Annotated in this window: 15 protein-coding genes; 10 read left to right on the plus strand and 5 right to left on the minus strand. The window is 64.7% G+C overall.

Annotation, left to right across the window (positions count from 1 at the left end):
- Nucleotides 1–23: 23 nt before the first annotated feature.
- From FGL65_RS02170 to FGL65_RS02200, 7 genes are all read left to right on the plus strand, one after another.
- Nucleotides 24–824: a type 2 periplasmic-binding domain-containing protein gene (locus FGL65_RS02170; RefSeq protein ID WP_147819432.1), complete on the plus strand. Its 801-nt coding sequence runs from the start codon at nt 24–26 to the stop codon at nt 822–824.
- A gap of 71 nt (nt 825–895) precedes the next feature.
- Entirely contained in the window at nt 896–1,339 is a 444-nt protein-coding gene (locus FGL65_RS02175; RefSeq protein ID WP_147819433.1) for a PACE efflux transporter, read from the plus strand.
- Nucleotides 1,340–1,490: 151 nt separating this feature from the next.
- Complete coding sequence (locus tag FGL65_RS02180; protein ID WP_147819434.1) at nt 1,491–2,615, plus strand: branched-chain amino acid ABC transporter substrate-binding protein; 1,125 nt, start codon at nt 1,491–1,493, stop codon at nt 2,613–2,615.
- A gap of 162 nt (nt 2,616–2,777) precedes the next feature.
- Nucleotides 2,778–4,298: an amidohydrolase family protein gene (locus FGL65_RS02185; protein WP_187170499.1), complete on the plus strand. Its 1,521-nt coding sequence runs from the start codon at nt 2,778–2,780 to the stop codon at nt 4,296–4,298.
- A 51-nt stretch (nt 4,299–4,349) separates the two neighbouring features.
- Nucleotides 4,350–5,093 carry a substrate-binding periplasmic protein gene (locus FGL65_RS02190; RefSeq protein ID WP_147819436.1) on the plus strand — a complete coding sequence of 248 codons (744 nt, stop codon included), beginning with the start codon at nt 4,350–4,352 and terminating at the stop codon, nt 5,091–5,093.
- A 90-nt stretch (nt 5,094–5,183) separates the two neighbouring features.
- Nucleotides 5,184–6,035, plus strand: a complete 852-nt coding sequence (gene htpX, locus FGL65_RS02195) for a zinc metalloprotease HtpX (protein WP_147819437.1) — start codon at nt 5,184–5,186, stop codon at nt 6,033–6,035.
- A 1-nt stretch (nt 6,036) separates the two neighbouring features.
- On the plus strand, nt 6,037–7,368 hold the full coding sequence (locus tag FGL65_RS02200; RefSeq protein WP_147819438.1) for a trypsin-like peptidase domain-containing protein: 1,332 nt from the start codon (nt 6,037–6,039) through the stop codon (nt 7,366–7,368).
- 93 nt (nt 7,369–7,461) lie between these two features.
- Here the strand turns inward: FGL65_RS02200 and FGL65_RS18620 are convergent, their stop codons facing one another.
- Entirely contained in the window at nt 7,462–7,596 is a 135-nt protein-coding gene (locus tag FGL65_RS18620) for a hypothetical protein (protein WP_284690581.1), read from the minus strand.
- 11 nt (nt 7,597–7,607) lie between these two features.
- Here FGL65_RS18620 and FGL65_RS02205 point away from each other — a divergent pair, with 11 nt between their 5' ends.
- From FGL65_RS02205 to hisG, 3 genes are all read left to right on the plus strand, one after another.
- Entirely contained in the window at nt 7,608–8,048 is a 441-nt protein-coding gene (locus tag FGL65_RS02205) for a hypothetical protein (protein ID WP_147819439.1), read from the plus strand.
- 299 nt (nt 8,049–8,347) lie between these two features.
- Complete coding sequence (hisI, locus tag FGL65_RS02210) at nt 8,348–8,722, plus strand: phosphoribosyl-AMP cyclohydrolase (RefSeq protein ID WP_147819440.1); 375 nt, start codon at nt 8,348–8,350, stop codon at nt 8,720–8,722.
- The gene (hisG, locus tag FGL65_RS02215) at nt 8,722–9,600 is read left to right on the plus strand and encodes an ATP phosphoribosyltransferase (protein ID WP_147819441.1); all 879 of its coding nucleotides are present in this window, start codon (nt 8,722–8,724) and stop codon (nt 9,598–9,600) included. The genes hisI and hisG overlap by 1 nt, the downstream gene beginning before the upstream one ends.
- A 46-nt stretch (nt 9,601–9,646) precedes the next feature.
- On the opposite strand, the gene FGL65_RS02220 is transcribed toward hisG, so the two are convergent.
- The 4 genes from FGL65_RS02220 to FGL65_RS02235 are packed head-to-tail and all read right to left on the minus strand — an operon-like array spanning nt 9,647 to nt 13,440.
- A complete protein-coding gene (locus FGL65_RS02220) occupies nt 9,647–10,861 on the minus strand; it encodes a phosphopentomutase (RefSeq protein WP_147819442.1) in 1,215 nt (404 codons plus the stop codon).
- Entirely contained in the window at nt 10,861–12,198 is a 1,338-nt protein-coding gene (deoA, locus tag FGL65_RS02225; RefSeq protein ID WP_147819443.1) for a thymidine phosphorylase, read from the minus strand. The genes FGL65_RS02220 and deoA overlap by 1 nt, the downstream gene beginning before the upstream one ends.
- Before the next feature lie 9 nt (nt 12,199–12,207).
- Nucleotides 12,208–13,023, minus strand: coding sequence for a deoxyribose-phosphate aldolase (gene deoC / locus FGL65_RS02230; protein WP_147819444.1), 816 nt, complete (start codon nt 13,021–13,023; stop codon nt 12,208–12,210).
- Between the two features lie 18 nt (nt 13,024–13,041).
- Nucleotides 13,042–13,440, minus strand: a complete 399-nt coding sequence (locus FGL65_RS02235) for a cytidine deaminase (protein ID WP_147819445.1) — start codon at nt 13,438–13,440, stop codon at nt 13,042–13,044.

Raw genomic sequence — 13,440 nt, forward strand, 5'->3', positions numbered from 1 at the left:
GGCCTCCGGGTTATGATGGTTCCATGTCCGTTGGACCACCGGTTTCAAGACAAGGCCGCCTGCGGCCTGTGCGCATGCTCGGGATCGCGCTTGCGGTCCTGGCGATCCTCGCCCTTTGCCCCCGGGCGGGCCGCGCGGAAGGCCATGTGGTCATCACCGCCTGGAACTACTACCAGCATCCCCCCTTTCTCTGCGCCGCCAAGGAGGGCCTGGCCCCGGAATTCATCCGGCTCCTGAACGACATGTCGCGGGGCAAATACCGCTTCTCCCTGGTCAACCTGCCCCGGAAGCGCGTCGACCAATACCTGGAGTTCAAGGAGCCGGGAATCGTCCTGTTCGTGAACTGGATCTGGATGGACGACGCGGACAGGACCAAATACCACTGGTCGCAAACGCTCCTTTCCGACAGAAACGAGATTCTTTCCAATGCCGCCGCCCCCATCGACTACCGGGGAGTGCACTCCCTGTACGGCAAGCTGCTTGGCGGGGTTCCCGGGCGTCGGTACCAGGGGATCGACAAGGCCGTCGCACAGGGACGTCTCTACCGCCAGGACAGTCCGAGCACGGAACAGAATCTGGAAAAGCTCCTGCTGAGGCGCATCGATTTCCTGACCGCGCCCCGAAGCATCCTCCGCTGCCTGATCAAGGAGCACAAGTGCGGGGAACAGGTCTATTTTTCCCCGGAACCGCTCATCCGGTTCACCCGTCATATCCTCGTACCCCGGTATATGCCCGACGTGTTCGCCCAAGTGAAGGAAACCCTGGGCAGGCTGCTGGACTCCCCGGAATGGGCGCGGCTCAAAGGGAAATACCTTGTGGACTGACGGCTTCCTCCCGGCGGCGGGGTAAAAAATGTCATGGACAGGCCCGGGAGGCCGGGTGTATTCCGCCGCCCATGAGAACCGCAAAAGACAGGCTTCGCCACACCATTCTCTTCGAACTGCTCGGCCTGGTCACGGTGACGCCGCTGGCCGCCCTGATCCTGAACAAGGACATGGGGCGCATCGGCGCGCTGGCAGTGGCCATCTCCCTGCTGGCCATGGCCACCAACTACGTGTTCAACCTGGCCTTCGACCATGCCCTGGTCCGCATGGGGCGGCCCGTGAACGTGCGCCCGCCCTGGATGCGCGCGCTGCACGCCGTGCTTTTCGAGGCCACCCTGATGCTCATCACCCTGCCCATCGTGGCCTGGTGGCTGAACATGAGCCTGTGGCAGGCCCTGGCCACGGACGTGGGGTTCGCCCTGTTCTATCTCGCCTACGCCTATGTCTACAACTGGGCCTACGACCGGGTCTTTCCCATGCCCTCGGCGGTGCGGATCAAGGCCGCCGATCGTTAGCGAAACGCGACGCAGCTCCCTTTTACGGAACCGAACGAGCCGGGCAACCTTTCGAGGTTACCCGGCTTGTCTCGTTGGACGGTTCGCTGTATCGTGCGCTTCGATATCGGCCACCCTGTATTGAAACACAATCGAAACCGTGGAGTCTTTCATGCCCCAGCGCCTTCTGATCCTGACCGCTCTTCTGATCTCCTGCCTTCTCCCGTGCCCCGCCCGCGCCGCGGACGAGGTGCTGGTGGTGGTTTCCGCCCCCGTGGAAGGGGACATGCGCGATTTCGGCCTGCCCACGCTCCAGGCCGCGGAGCTTGCCGTGGAGGACTACAATGCTGCGGGCGGCGTGCTGGGCCGGCCCGTGCGCCTGCTGCCCTTCAACGACGAATGCCGCCCCGAAAAGGTCGAGGAACTCCTGAAACTGGTGGACGGCGCCAACGCCACGCTCATGATCGGCCCGGTCTGCAACGGCATGGCCCGGGAGGCGCTTCCCCGGCTCAACCAGCGGGGCGTGGTGGTGATTTCGCCGTCCGTGACCGACCCGGACCTGACCAAGCCCCGCACCTATCCGCTCTTTTTCCGGACAATGACGCCCTCGGACGCCCAGCCCGAGACGCAGGCGGCCTTTTTGCGGAAAAAGGGATTCACGCGCATTGCCCTGCTGCATGACGCTTCCAGGGACGGCCTGGAGCAGGGGGCCGTGGTGCGCAGGCTGGTGCAGGGCGATCCGGCCCTGACCCTGGCGTACGACGTCGACCTCAAGGGCGGCGAGGAAGCCGTGCCCGCCGTGAAATCCATCCTGAGAGACAGGGCGGACGCCGTGGTCTACCAGGGCGAACGCGGCCTGGGCTGCGCCATGCTGGCCCTGCTGCGCGAGGCGGGATTCAAGGGCGCGTTCCTCTGCAACGACCAGTTCTGGGACGACGCCCTGCTGGCCAAGCTGAACGCCTTTGCCGAGGACCTGTACTTCACCGGGCCGCTGGATCCGGCCGAAAACCCGCTCTATCAGGTGGCCCTGGAGCGCTTCCGGGCGGCCTCCGAGGACGCGGACCCGCCGGGCCCGTATTTCTACCACGCCTATGCGGCCACCCTGGCCCTGCTCAATGCCGTGGAGCGTGCGGAAACCACGGAGCCGCGCAAGGTGGCCGACATGCTCCGGCTGCACAAGGCGGAAACGCCGCTCGGCAGGATCGGCTTTGACGAGGCCGGGGACGTGACCGGCGCGGGCATGGTCGTCTACCAGTACCGGGACGGCGAGATACGGGAAGTGTTCCGCCAACCATAACCGTGCTGGTGCGGAATCAGGAAAATTTGTGCTTCATGGTTGCCTCCCCTGCGGATTTGGGCGACCATGGAAGAACTGGAAAATAAATTGAAAATCGTAAAAATGCCGACCGGATGGGACGGCGAATCACCATGCCCTCGGGGCCGCAAGGAGAATAATCCAATGATCCGAAAACAACTGCGTTTCCTGTTCGTCGTCCTGCTGCTGGTTGCCGTGGCCGGGTGCACGGCGGCCAAAACCAGAAGCACCGGCACCTATTTCGACCAGGTCCGCGAAGACCCGGTGCGGCTGCGCATCTTCCTGACCGAGATGCCCAAGGGCGGGGACATCCACAACCACCTGCCGGGCATGGTCTATGCCGAGGACTTCCTGCGCATGGCTGCGGCCAAGGACATGTGCCTGGACCCGCAGAACGGCTACACCGCCTCGGCGGGCCCGTGCAAGGACGGCCAGGTCAAGGCGACGGACGCCCTGCGCAACGCCGCGCACTGGAACGGGGCCATCAATGCCTGGTCCACGCGCCAGGACCGGCGCGACTCCTTCATGTGGGGGCATGACCAGTTCTTCGCCACCTTTTTCCGCTTCGGCGCCGCGGCCAACGACATGGGCTACATGCTGGCCGAGGCCGCCAAGCAGGCCAGCCATGAGAACATGGCCTATCTGGAGCTGATGCTTTCCGTGTTCCCCAGGGACCTCTGGGGACTTTCCGCCGTGGCCGCCGACCCCATCGCCAAGGGCGACCTGGCCGGGGCGTATGCGGCCCTGGAACAGGCCGGACTGTTCAACGAAACGCATCTGGACGAATGCAGCCGGACTCTCATCGAGGGCGAACAGCGCCGCGACATGCTGCTCAAGGGCGGCCCCGGCAGCGAGGTGCACATGCGCTTCATGAACCACGCCATCCGCACCCTGCCGCGCCACGTGGTCTTTGCCCAGCTGGCCTACTCCTTTGCCCTGGCCGCCCAGGAACCGCGCATGGTGGGCATCAACCTGGTGGCCCCCGAGGACGACCCCGTGTCCATGCAGGACTATGAGCTGCACATGGCCATGATCGACTTCCTGTACACGCTCTATCACACGGACCCGGCCAAGCAGCCCGTGGCCGGCAACGTGAACATCGCCCTGCACGCGGGCGAGCTGACCCTGGGGCTGGTCAAGCAGGACGGCCTGCGCAACCACATCCGCCTGGCCATCGAGCAGGGCCATGCCCAGCGCATCGGCCATGGCATCGACATCTCCTATGAGGAGGACCCCTACGGCCTGCTCAGGACCATGCGCGAAAAGGACATCGCCATCGAGATCCAGCTCACCAGCAACGACGTGATCCTGCACGTGTCCGGCGACAGGCATCCCCTGTGCCTGTACATGAGCCAGGGCGTGCCCTTTGCCCTGGGGTCCGACGACATGGGCGTGGCCCGTACGGACATGACCACCGAATACCTGCGCGCCGTGCAGGACCAGGGCCTGGGCTACGAAGACCTCAAGACCTCGGCCCGCAACTCCCTGGAGTACTCGTTCATGCCCGGCTCCTCCCTGTGGGCCGACTACGGCAGGAAGGTCGTTGTTCCCCAGTGCGCCCAGGGCAAGACCGACGCCTGCACAGCCTTCCTGAGCAACAACGAGAAGGCCGCGGTGCAGTGGCGGCTCGAACGGGACCTGGAGGCCTTCGAGGCCCGCTGGTAGCCTGATTCGAAACGATTGACCGCATATTGTGGCGGGGGGTAGTATGAATCTATGTTCCGTGCCCTCCGCCATATTTTATGCCTCGCGGCGCTGCTCCTGGCCGTCCCCGCGGGTGCGGCCATGGCGGCGGAGGAAACCCTCACCATCGTCTTCGAGGAATACCCGCCCTACGAGTACCTGGAGGGCGAAACGCCCAGGGGCATCAACATCGAAATCATCCGGGAGGCATTCAGCCGCATGGGCGTCCGGCCCGTGTTCCGGACCATGCCCTGGAAACGCGGGCTCTATGAACTGAAGAACGGCACCATCGCCGCCCTGGCCTCGGGCTTCCGGACCCCGGACCGGGAAAAATTCGCCTATTTCCCGCACCATTACCTGAGCCTGGAGGTCAACTCCATCTTCGTCTGCCGGGAAGGATCGATCCGGGTCGATTCCCTGAAGGACCTGCGCGGCAAGACCGTGGGCGTGGTCCGCGAATACGCCTACGGAACGGAATTCGACACCCTCACGGGAATGTTGCTGGATCCGGTCAACAACAACACCCTGCTGGTGGGCAAGCTGGCCGACCGGAGGGTGGACGCCATTGCGGGAAATCTCCGGGTCATCGAGTACCTGGCCGAACGCCTCGGCGTGGAGGAACGCATCCGGCCCGCGTACAACCTTTCCAGCGAACCCCTGTACCTGTTCTTCTCAAGAAAGGCAGGCCCCCACATGCCGGACCTGGTCCGCCGCTACGATTCGGCCATGAGCGCAATGGAGGCCGACGGCACCCTGCGCAGGCTGCGCGACCGGTAATTCCCCGTCTCGAGAATTCCTGCGATCCTTCTTGACGCGGCCCGCTGAGAACCTATTGTATGGGGCACGCACAATGGAGGACACCAAACAATGACGAGTCAGATAAAAACCGTGTTCCTGCTGGCCCTGCTCACCGGGGTGCTCATGCTTCTGGGGGGCGCCATGGGCGGCCGGGCCGGACTCATGATCGCCTTTGTGCTGGCCATGGTCATGAACCTGGGCAGCTACTGGTATTCGGACAAGCTCGTGCTGTCCATGTACAAGGCCCGCGAGCTTTCGCCCGCAGACGCGCCGCACGTACACAGGGTGGTGGAGGAACTGGCCGCCAACGCGGGCGTTCCCAAGCCGCGCGTCTTCCTGGTGCCCCAGGCCCAGCCCAACGCCTTCGCCACGGGCCGCAACCCGGAAAACGCCGTGGTGGCGGTCACCGAGGGCATCGTGCGCATGCTCAACCCGGACGAGCTCAAGGGCGTGCTGGCCCACGAGATAGGACACATCGCCAACCGCGACATCCTCATCCAGACCATTGCCGCTGTGCTGGGCGGGGCCATCGTGTTCCTGGCCAACATGCTCCAGTTCACGGCCATTTTCGGCCTGGGCTCGGACGACGACGAGGGGGCCAATCCCCTGGCCGCGCTGGCCATGGCCATCCTGGCCCCCATGGCGGCCATGCTCATCCAGATGGCCATATCCCGCTCGCGCGAATACCTGGCCGACGAGACCGGCGCGCGCATTTCGGGCGAGCCCCTTTCCCTGGCCTCGGCCCTGGCCAAGCTGGATACGGCCTCACGCCAGGTGCCGCTCAAGGGCTCCCCGGCCACGGAAAACATGTTCATCATATCTCCCTTCAGCGGCCGCCGCGCCGCCGCCCTGTTCAGCACCCATCCGCCCATCCAGGACCGCATCCAGCGCCTGCAGCGCATGGCAAGGAGGCCTTACTGACATGCACCGTTTCGCCGGGCTCATCGCCCTTGTTCTGACCCTGTTGGCCGCGAGCCCCGTCTTTGCCTATGTGGACGAGTTGCGACGCACCCCCGTGGTCAAGGCCGTGGAGGCGGTCGGCCCGTCCGTGGTCAGCATCACGGCCGTTGCCAAGCGCCAGGGACGGAGCATGTTCCCCAACGATCCCCTCGGCAGGATGCTGCAGAAACGCTTTTTCGGTGAGCTTCCCCAGAACAACGCCAGCAGCCTGGGCTCGGGCGTGATCATCGACGGCAGGGCCGGGCTGGTGCTCACCAACGCCCACGTCATTTCCGGGGCCGAGACCATCACCGTGCGCCTGGCCGACGGCCGCGAGTTCAAGGCCGACATGATCGGGTCCGACCCGGACTTCGACCTGGCCGTGCTGCGGATAAAGGACGCCAGGAACCTGCCCGGCGTGAAGCTGGGCGATTCCGACGGCATCCTCATCGGCGAGACGGTCATCGCCATCGGCAACCCTTACGGGTTCAGCCACACCGTGACCACGGGCGTGGTTTCCGCCCTGAACCGGACCATCAAGACCGACCGGGGGCGCATCGGCAATTTCATCCAGACCGACGCGGCCATCAACCCCGGCAACTCGGGCGGCCCGCTCCTGAACATCAAGGGCGAGCTCATCGGCATCAACACCGCCATCCACAAGGAGGGCGAGGGCATCGGCTTCGCCATTCCCGTGAACAAGGCCAAGGTCGTGGTGGCCGAGCTCATCAGCACCGGGCACGTGGCCCCCATCTGGCTGGGGCTCTTCGGCCAGAACATCGACCAGGACATGGCCCTGTATTTCGGCCTCAAGAGCGTGGACGGCATGATCATCACCGAGACCTTCCCGGACACCCCGGCCCACGCCGCCGGGATCAAGGCCGGGGACGTGCTGGCGGGCATGAACGGCCGCGCCCTGCGCAACGTGGACGACTATCTGGTGCGTTTGCGCGGGCACACCAAGGGCGAGCACCTCACCCTGAACCTGCTGCGCGACGGCAAGCGCATGGACGTCAAGGTCAAGCCCTCGGTCATGTCCCGGGAGACGGCCGCCACCCTGGTGGCCAAGCACTGGGGCCTCCGCCTGGCCGACAATCCCAAGGGCCGGGGAGCGGTCATTACCGAGGTTGCCAAGGGCAGCGCGGCCGATCAGGCCCATCTGCAGCCCGGCGATCTGGTGCACCAGATCGGCAACCGCCGCCTGAACTCCGCCGACGGCCTGCTGGCCGGGTACCTAAACAGCCGCATGTCCGGCACCGTGGTGCTCCGCGTCCAGCGCGGCAGGGGCCTTTACTGGGTCAAGCTCCGACGATAGACATCCCATCCCCTAGAGACATATATGAATCAGCCCCGGCAGCGAGCTCGCTGCCGGGGCTGATGATTTGGTGCTGTATTTTTGTGGTCCGGTTTATCGCTCGAACCACCAGATCAGGGCAAAGAAGATGCCGACGACGGCGACGAATTTCGTCGCATACAGAACCTGCTCCTTCAGGGAGTAGTTCTTGGGGGTATAGTCGATTTCAGGTTGCTGTGAATTGTTCATGGGATTCTCCTGTGTTCACATGGATAGGAAAGGTCACGGGCAGAAAATGCCCGGACAAAGCGCAAAACAAGGGTCTGTTGAACTCAGGAGCGGGGCGGCGCGCGGCCTGCATGGGGTGCGTGCCCGGCATGGGCGAAAAGGCCGGGGCCTGCGCCGGCGAAGAGAAAGGCGCAGGCGCGGGCCGGAGCGGCCATGATCCGGGCGGGAAGCAGTGCGTCACCGCAGGGGCGGTCATGCGTGGCGGATTCGTCCTGGCCGTCGAGAGCGACGTCAAGAGCCTGCCCCATGAAGGACGGGGCAAGCAGAACCGTTTCCGGGAGGCTTGTCCCGGACGGTTGTATCGCTTCCGGCGCAAGGCCTCCGGCGGTCGGCAGGAGCTGGGCCGTCAGCAGCAGGGCCGCGGTCAGCCGCACCATATATTTCGCCAAAGGGGTCATCTCGGCGTGAATTAACCATTGGCGCGCGCCTGTCAACGCACTGTGCGCATGAAATATCGCCAAGAGATTTGGTAATAACGGACTGTTTTCTGATATTTTGCACAATTGTCATATCCTGCAATTCGGCGGCCTTGAAAAAACAACAGGGTGCGCGCTCCGGGCAGGGCTCGCCCCGGCCCGAAGTTGGTTAGCGGCCAAAGTAAAATTGCGAAACATCCCCATCCGGCTATTGCGTCCCGGAAAACAAAGCGGTATGCAATCTGTCCCGGCCCGCCGCCTTGGGCTGGGAAAATACAATATTGTCAGGAGAGAAAATGATTCGACCAGATTTTGAGAAATGCGACGGCCTGGTGCCCGCCATTGCTCAGGACGCCGAAACCGGCGAGGTCCTGATGATGGCCTACATGAATGAAGAAGCCTGGAACAAGACCCTGGAAACGGGCGAGGTCCATTACTTCAGTCGCTCCCGACATTCTCTCTGGCATAAAGGCGGAACTTCTGGTCATGTGCAGAAAGTCAAGTCCATCCGGCTCGACTGCGATGCGGACACCATCCTGGTCCGCATCGACCAGATCGGCGGCGCGGCCTGCCACAAGGGCTACCGCAGCTGCTTCTACCGTGAATTGAAAGACGGCGAGGTCGTGGAATGCTCGCCCATCGTGTTCGATCCCAAGGAGGTATACAAGTAATGGCCGGAGAACTCATCAGACTCGGTGTTCCCAAAGGTTCCCTGCAGGACGCAACCCTCAAGCTGTTCGCCAAGGCTGGCTGGAACATCCGGCTGCACCACCGCAACTACTTCCCGGACATCGACGACCCCGAGATCAAGTGCTCGCTTTCGCGCGCCCAGGAAATGGCCATGTACGTGGAACGCGGCACCTTTGACGTGGGCCTGACCGGCAAGGACTGGGTCATGGAATACGATTCCGACGTGGTAGTCGTGGACGACCTGATCTACTCCAAGGTCTCCAACCGCCCGGCCCGCTGGGTGCTCTGCGTTGCGGGCAACTCGCCCTACAAGCGCCCCGAGGACCTGGAAGGCAAGAAGGTCGCCACCGAACTGTGCGGCTTCACCGAAAAGTACTTCAAGTCCATCGGCGTGAACGTGGATGTCTCCTTTTCCTGGGGCACCACCGAGGCCAAGGTCGTGGAAGGCCTGTGCGACGCCATCGTGGAGATCACCGAGACCGGCACCACCATCAAGGCCAACGGCCTGCGCATCATTGCCGAGCTCATGCAGACCAACACCCAGCTCATCGCCAACAAGGAAGCCTGGGCCGATCCCGCAAAGCGCAAGAAGATCGAAGAGATGAACCTGCTGCTGCAGGGCGCGCTGCGGGCCGAAAAGCTCGTGGGCCTGAAGATGAACATGCCCAAGGCGCAGATGGAGGCCGCCCAGGACGTCATGCCCGCCCAGACCTCGCCCACCGTGGCCGAGCTCAAGGACCCCAGCTGGGTGTCCGTGGAAATCGTGGTCGAGGAATCCACTGTCCGCGACATCATTCCGAAGCTCAAGGAACTCGGCGCGGAAGCCATCATCGAGTACCCGCTGAACAAAGTCATCTAAGAAAAAAAGGGCCCTTCTCCTGAAGGGCCCTTTTTCACTTCCACTGCTAGTACAATCTTGTGCCGTGTTTGAGCGGCTCGATGCCCAGATGCGCGGCAACGGTCTGGCCGATGTCGGCGAAGGTCTCGCGCACGCCCGCCGATCCCGTGGGCATGCCCGGCCCGAAGACAAGCACGGGGACATGCTCGCGGGTGTGGTCCGTGCCCTGCCAGGTCGGGTCGCAACCGTGGTCGGCCGTAATGCAGACCAGGTCGCCGGGCTTGAGTTCGGCCTCCAGCTTGTACAGACGGCGGTCCAGGGATTCCAGGGCCGCCGCATACCCGGCCACGTCGCGGCGATGGCCGTAGACCGAGTCGAAATCCACCAGATTGACGAAAATGAGGGAGCCGTCCGGGGCGGTGCGCGCCTCTTCCAGGCACAGCTCGCACAAGGCGTCCGTGCCCGCTGCGGTGACCTTCTTGGTCAGCCCGCGGTGCGCGAAGATATCCGCGATCTTGCCGATGGAAACCACCTCGCGGCCCGCCTCCTGCAGCTTGTCCAGCAGGGTGGGCTCGGGCGGCGGCACCGAGTAGTCGTGGCGGTTGGCCGTGCGTTCGAACTCGCCGTCGTCGCCGATGAACGGCCGGGCGATGACCCTGCCGATGTTGTACGGGTCCACCAGCTCGCGGGCGATATGGCACAGCTTGTAGAGACGCTCCAGGCCGAAGGTCTTTTCGTGGCAGGCGATCTGGAACACGCTGTCCGCCGAGGTGTAGCAGATGGGCTTGCCCGAATTCATGTGCTCCTTGCCGAGCCGCTCGATGATCTCGGTGCCCGAGGCGGCGCTGTTGCCCAGGATGCCGGGCAGCTTGGCGCGCTTGACCAGCTCGTCCACCAGCTCCTGCGGAAAGCTCGGGTATTCGGGCGGAAAATATCCCCATTCGAACATGACCGGCACCCCGGCCATTTCCCAATGCCCGCTGGGCGTGTCCTTGCCCCGGCTCTGCTCGAAGGCCGCGGCGTAAAGGCCGCTGATGCCCCGCTCCGGCAGGCCCGGGGGCACGGAACCGGTGACGAGCTGCGCGGCGCGACCCAGGCCAAGCCCGCCCAGGAACGGCAGGCTCAGGGGACCGCTGCGCAGCCCTTCCCTGTCGGCCCTGCCCTCGGCGCAGGCCTGGGCAATGTGCCCCAGGGTGTCGGAACCGGCGTCGCCGAATTCCGCGGCGTCAGGGGCGGCGCCGATGCCAAAACTGTCGATGACCAGCAGAAAAGCTCGGGACATCAGGGTCTCTCTCCTACAATGCGGTCGCGGATGACCAGGGTTTCCTCGGGCTGCTCGTCGGCCACGGTGACGGCGCGGAGCACGGACTCGGCAGCGCGTTCGGCCATTTCGTCGTCCCGGGCGTAGACCACGCAGAGCGGGTTTTCCGGGCCCACTTCCTCGCCGATGTGGGCGAAACGGGTCATGCCCACGCCGAAATCCAGCTTCTGGTCCGGCCGGGTGCGCCCGCCGCCCATGCCCACCAGGGTCATGCCCACGGCGCGGTTGTCCATGGCGGACACAAAGCCGGGCCTGTCCGGGTACACGGCCAGCTCCAGCGGGGCCACGTCCAGGTATTCCTCGCTCCTGTCCATGAAGTCGGCGGGGCCGCCCAGGGCCGCGACCATGCGGCCGAAGCATTCCGCGGCCGCGCCGCTGTCCAGGGCCTTTTCCAGCTTGTCCCAGGCCTCGTCGATGGAACCGGCCCGTCCGGCCAGCACCAGCATCTCGGCGGTCAGGGCCATGGTCACCTCGTAGAGGCGCGGCTCCTGGTAGACGCCCTTGAGGAAATCCACGGATTCCTGCACCTCGAGGCTGTTGCCCACGGTGTCGCCCAGGACCTCGTTCATGTCCGTGAGCAGGGAAACGGTGGGCACGCCCGCGCCCGTGGCCACGGTGGCGATGGACCGGGCCAGCGCGTCGGCGTCGTCATACTTCTCCATGAACGCGCCGGTGCCGAACTTCACGTCCATGACCAGCCCCTGCAGGCCCGCCGCCAGTTTCTTGGAAAGGATGGAGGCGGTGATCAGGTCGATGGATTCCACAGTGGCCGTGACGTCGCGGATGGAATAAAAACGGCGGTCGGCCGGGGCCAGGTCCGAGGTCTGGCCGATGATGGCGCAGCCCACCTCGCGGGTGACCTTGGCAAAGGTGTCCAGGTCCGGGGCCGTGTTGTAGCCCGGAATGGAATCGAACTTGTCCAGGGTGCCCCCGGTGTGGCCCAGGCCGCGCCCCGAAATCATGGGCACGTAGCAGCCGCAGGCCCCGGCAAGGGGGCCGAGCAGCAGGCTGACCTTGTCGCCCACCCCGCCCGTGGAGTGCTTGTCCACCACGCCGGATTCCAGGCCCATGGCCTTCCAGTCCAGCACGGTTCCCGAGTTCTTCATGGCCGTGGTCAGAGCGATGCGCTCGTCCATGGTCATGCCGTTGAAGAAAACGGCCATGCCGAACGCGGCCACCTGTCCCTCGGTGACGGTGTTGTCGGTGATGCCGGCCACGAAACGCTCGATGGCCTCGCGGGGCAGCACCTTGCCGTCACGCTTGGCCCGGATCACTTCCTGGGGAATGAATTTGCTCATTGAAATCTCCTAGTACCCGGAGCCGTCGTCGGTGTTGGCGTCGATGCCCAGCGTGGTCAGGACATTGCCCAGCAGGGAGCTGACCCCGAACCGGAAGGTCTCGGGGGTGGCCCAGCCTTCGCCCATGATGGCGTCGGCCAGATAGAGATAGCCCGCCGCGTCCTTGACCGTGGAGATGCCGCCCGAGGGCTTGAATCCCAGGGGACGGTCAATGCCGGGCTGCACGCCCTTGATGGCCCGCAGCATGACCGCCGCGGCCTCCAGGGTGGCCCCCACGGCCACCTTGCCGGTGGAGGTCTTGATAAAGTCCGCTCCCACGGCGATGCAGTCCAGGCTGGCGTCGCGGATCACGCGCGGATCCCTGAGCTCGCCGGTCTCCAGAATGACCTTGAGCCGGGCCTCGCTTCCGCAGGCCTTCTTCACCTTCCGCACGAGCTCGACCGCGGTTTCCCGGTCGTCCCCGAGATAGGCGCGGTACGGCAGGACCACGTCCACTTCCTGGGCCCCTGCGGCCACCTGGGCCTTGGCCTCGGCCTCGGCGGCCGCGATATCGGTCCCGCCGTGCGGGAAGTTGCAGACCGTGGCCACGCGCACGCCGCTGCCGCCCAGGGCCTTGCGGCACTGGGGCACATACTTGTCGTACACGCACACGGCGGCCACGTTGCCCTTGGGGGTCACGGCCTTGCGGCACAGGTCCGCGATCTTTTCCTCGGTGTCGTCCAGGCCCAGACTGGTCAGGTCCATGCTGGCCAGGGCCCGGAGGGCGTATGTTTCGCTGGCTTCGGCCGCTTTTGCCTCGGCCACCAGCTGTTCGATGGTATCCATGGGATGTCCTTCTGGATTCTATTTCAGGTTTTCCGGTCCAAAGGACTCGGGAAGCAGTTCTTCCATGGTCATGGTCAGGAGCACGTCCCTGTCGTTGCAGGCGTGAAAGACCATGTCCGGCCCCGCGAATTCGCGCATGCGCTGGCGGCAGGCCCCGCAGGGCGTGCACGGGGCATTGCCCGGCCCCACCACCACGATTTCCTCGATGCGCTGCTCGCCGCCCAGCACCATGGCCGCGATGGCGGCCTGCTCGGCGCAGTTGCCCACCGGGTAGGCCGCGTTTTCCACGTTGCAGCCGGAAAAGACCCGGCCCGAGGGCGTGCGCAGGGCCGCGCCCACCGGATGATTGGAATACGGGGCATAGGCCCGGTCGCGGGCCTCGGTTGCCAGCCGTATGAGTTCGGTCACGTCGGACAC

Origin of the sequence: Salidesulfovibrio onnuriiensis (assembly GCF_008001235.1) — a bacterium.
In the GTDB taxonomy this organism is placed as follows: domain Bacteria; phylum Desulfobacterota; class Desulfovibrionia; order Desulfovibrionales; family Desulfovibrionaceae; genus Pseudodesulfovibrio; species Pseudodesulfovibrio onnuriiensis.

What these genes read in the sequence shown, in the direction of transcription:
- FGL65_RS02180 (WP_147819434.1), top strand. Translation starts at nt 1,491, where the DNA reads ATGCCCCAGCGCCTTCTGATCCTGACCGCTCTTCTGATCTCCTGCCTT.
- FGL65_RS02200 (WP_147819438.1), top strand. Translation starts at nt 6,037, where the DNA reads ATGCACCGTTTCGCCGGGCTCATCGCCCTTGTTCTGACCCTGTTGGCC.
- FGL65_RS18620 (WP_284690581.1), bottom strand. Translation starts at nt 7,596, where the DNA reads ATGAACAATTCACAGCAACCTGAAATCGACTATACCCCCAAGAACTAC.
- hisI (WP_147819440.1), top strand. Translation starts at nt 8,348, where the DNA reads ATGATTCGACCAGATTTTGAGAAATGCGACGGCCTGGTGCCCGCCATT.
- htpX (WP_147819437.1), top strand. Translation starts at nt 5,184, where the DNA reads ATGACGAGTCAGATAAAAACCGTGTTCCTGCTGGCCCTGCTCACCGGG.
- hisG (WP_147819441.1), top strand. Translation starts at nt 8,722, where the DNA reads ATGGCCGGAGAACTCATCAGACTCGGTGTTCCCAAAGGTTCCCTGCAG.
- FGL65_RS02170 (WP_147819432.1), top strand. Translation starts at nt 24, where the DNA reads ATGTCCGTTGGACCACCGGTTTCAAGACAAGGCCGCCTGCGGCCTGTG.
- deoC (WP_147819444.1), bottom strand. Translation starts at nt 13,023, where the DNA reads ATGGATACCATCGAACAGCTGGTGGCCGAGGCAAAAGCGGCCGAAGCC.
- deoA (WP_147819443.1), bottom strand. Translation starts at nt 12,198, where the DNA reads ATGAGCAAATTCATTCCCCAGGAAGTGATCCGGGCCAAGCGTGACGGC.
- FGL65_RS02185 (WP_187170499.1), top strand. Translation starts at nt 2,778, where the DNA reads ATGATCCGAAAACAACTGCGTTTCCTGTTCGTCGTCCTGCTGCTGGTT.
- FGL65_RS02175 (WP_147819433.1), top strand. Translation starts at nt 896, where the DNA reads ATGAGAACCGCAAAAGACAGGCTTCGCCACACCATTCTCTTCGAACTG.
- FGL65_RS02190 (WP_147819436.1), top strand. Translation starts at nt 4,350, where the DNA reads ATGTTCCGTGCCCTCCGCCATATTTTATGCCTCGCGGCGCTGCTCCTG.
- FGL65_RS02220 (WP_147819442.1), bottom strand. Translation starts at nt 10,861, where the DNA reads ATGTCCCGAGCTTTTCTGCTGGTCATCGACAGTTTTGGCATCGGCGCC.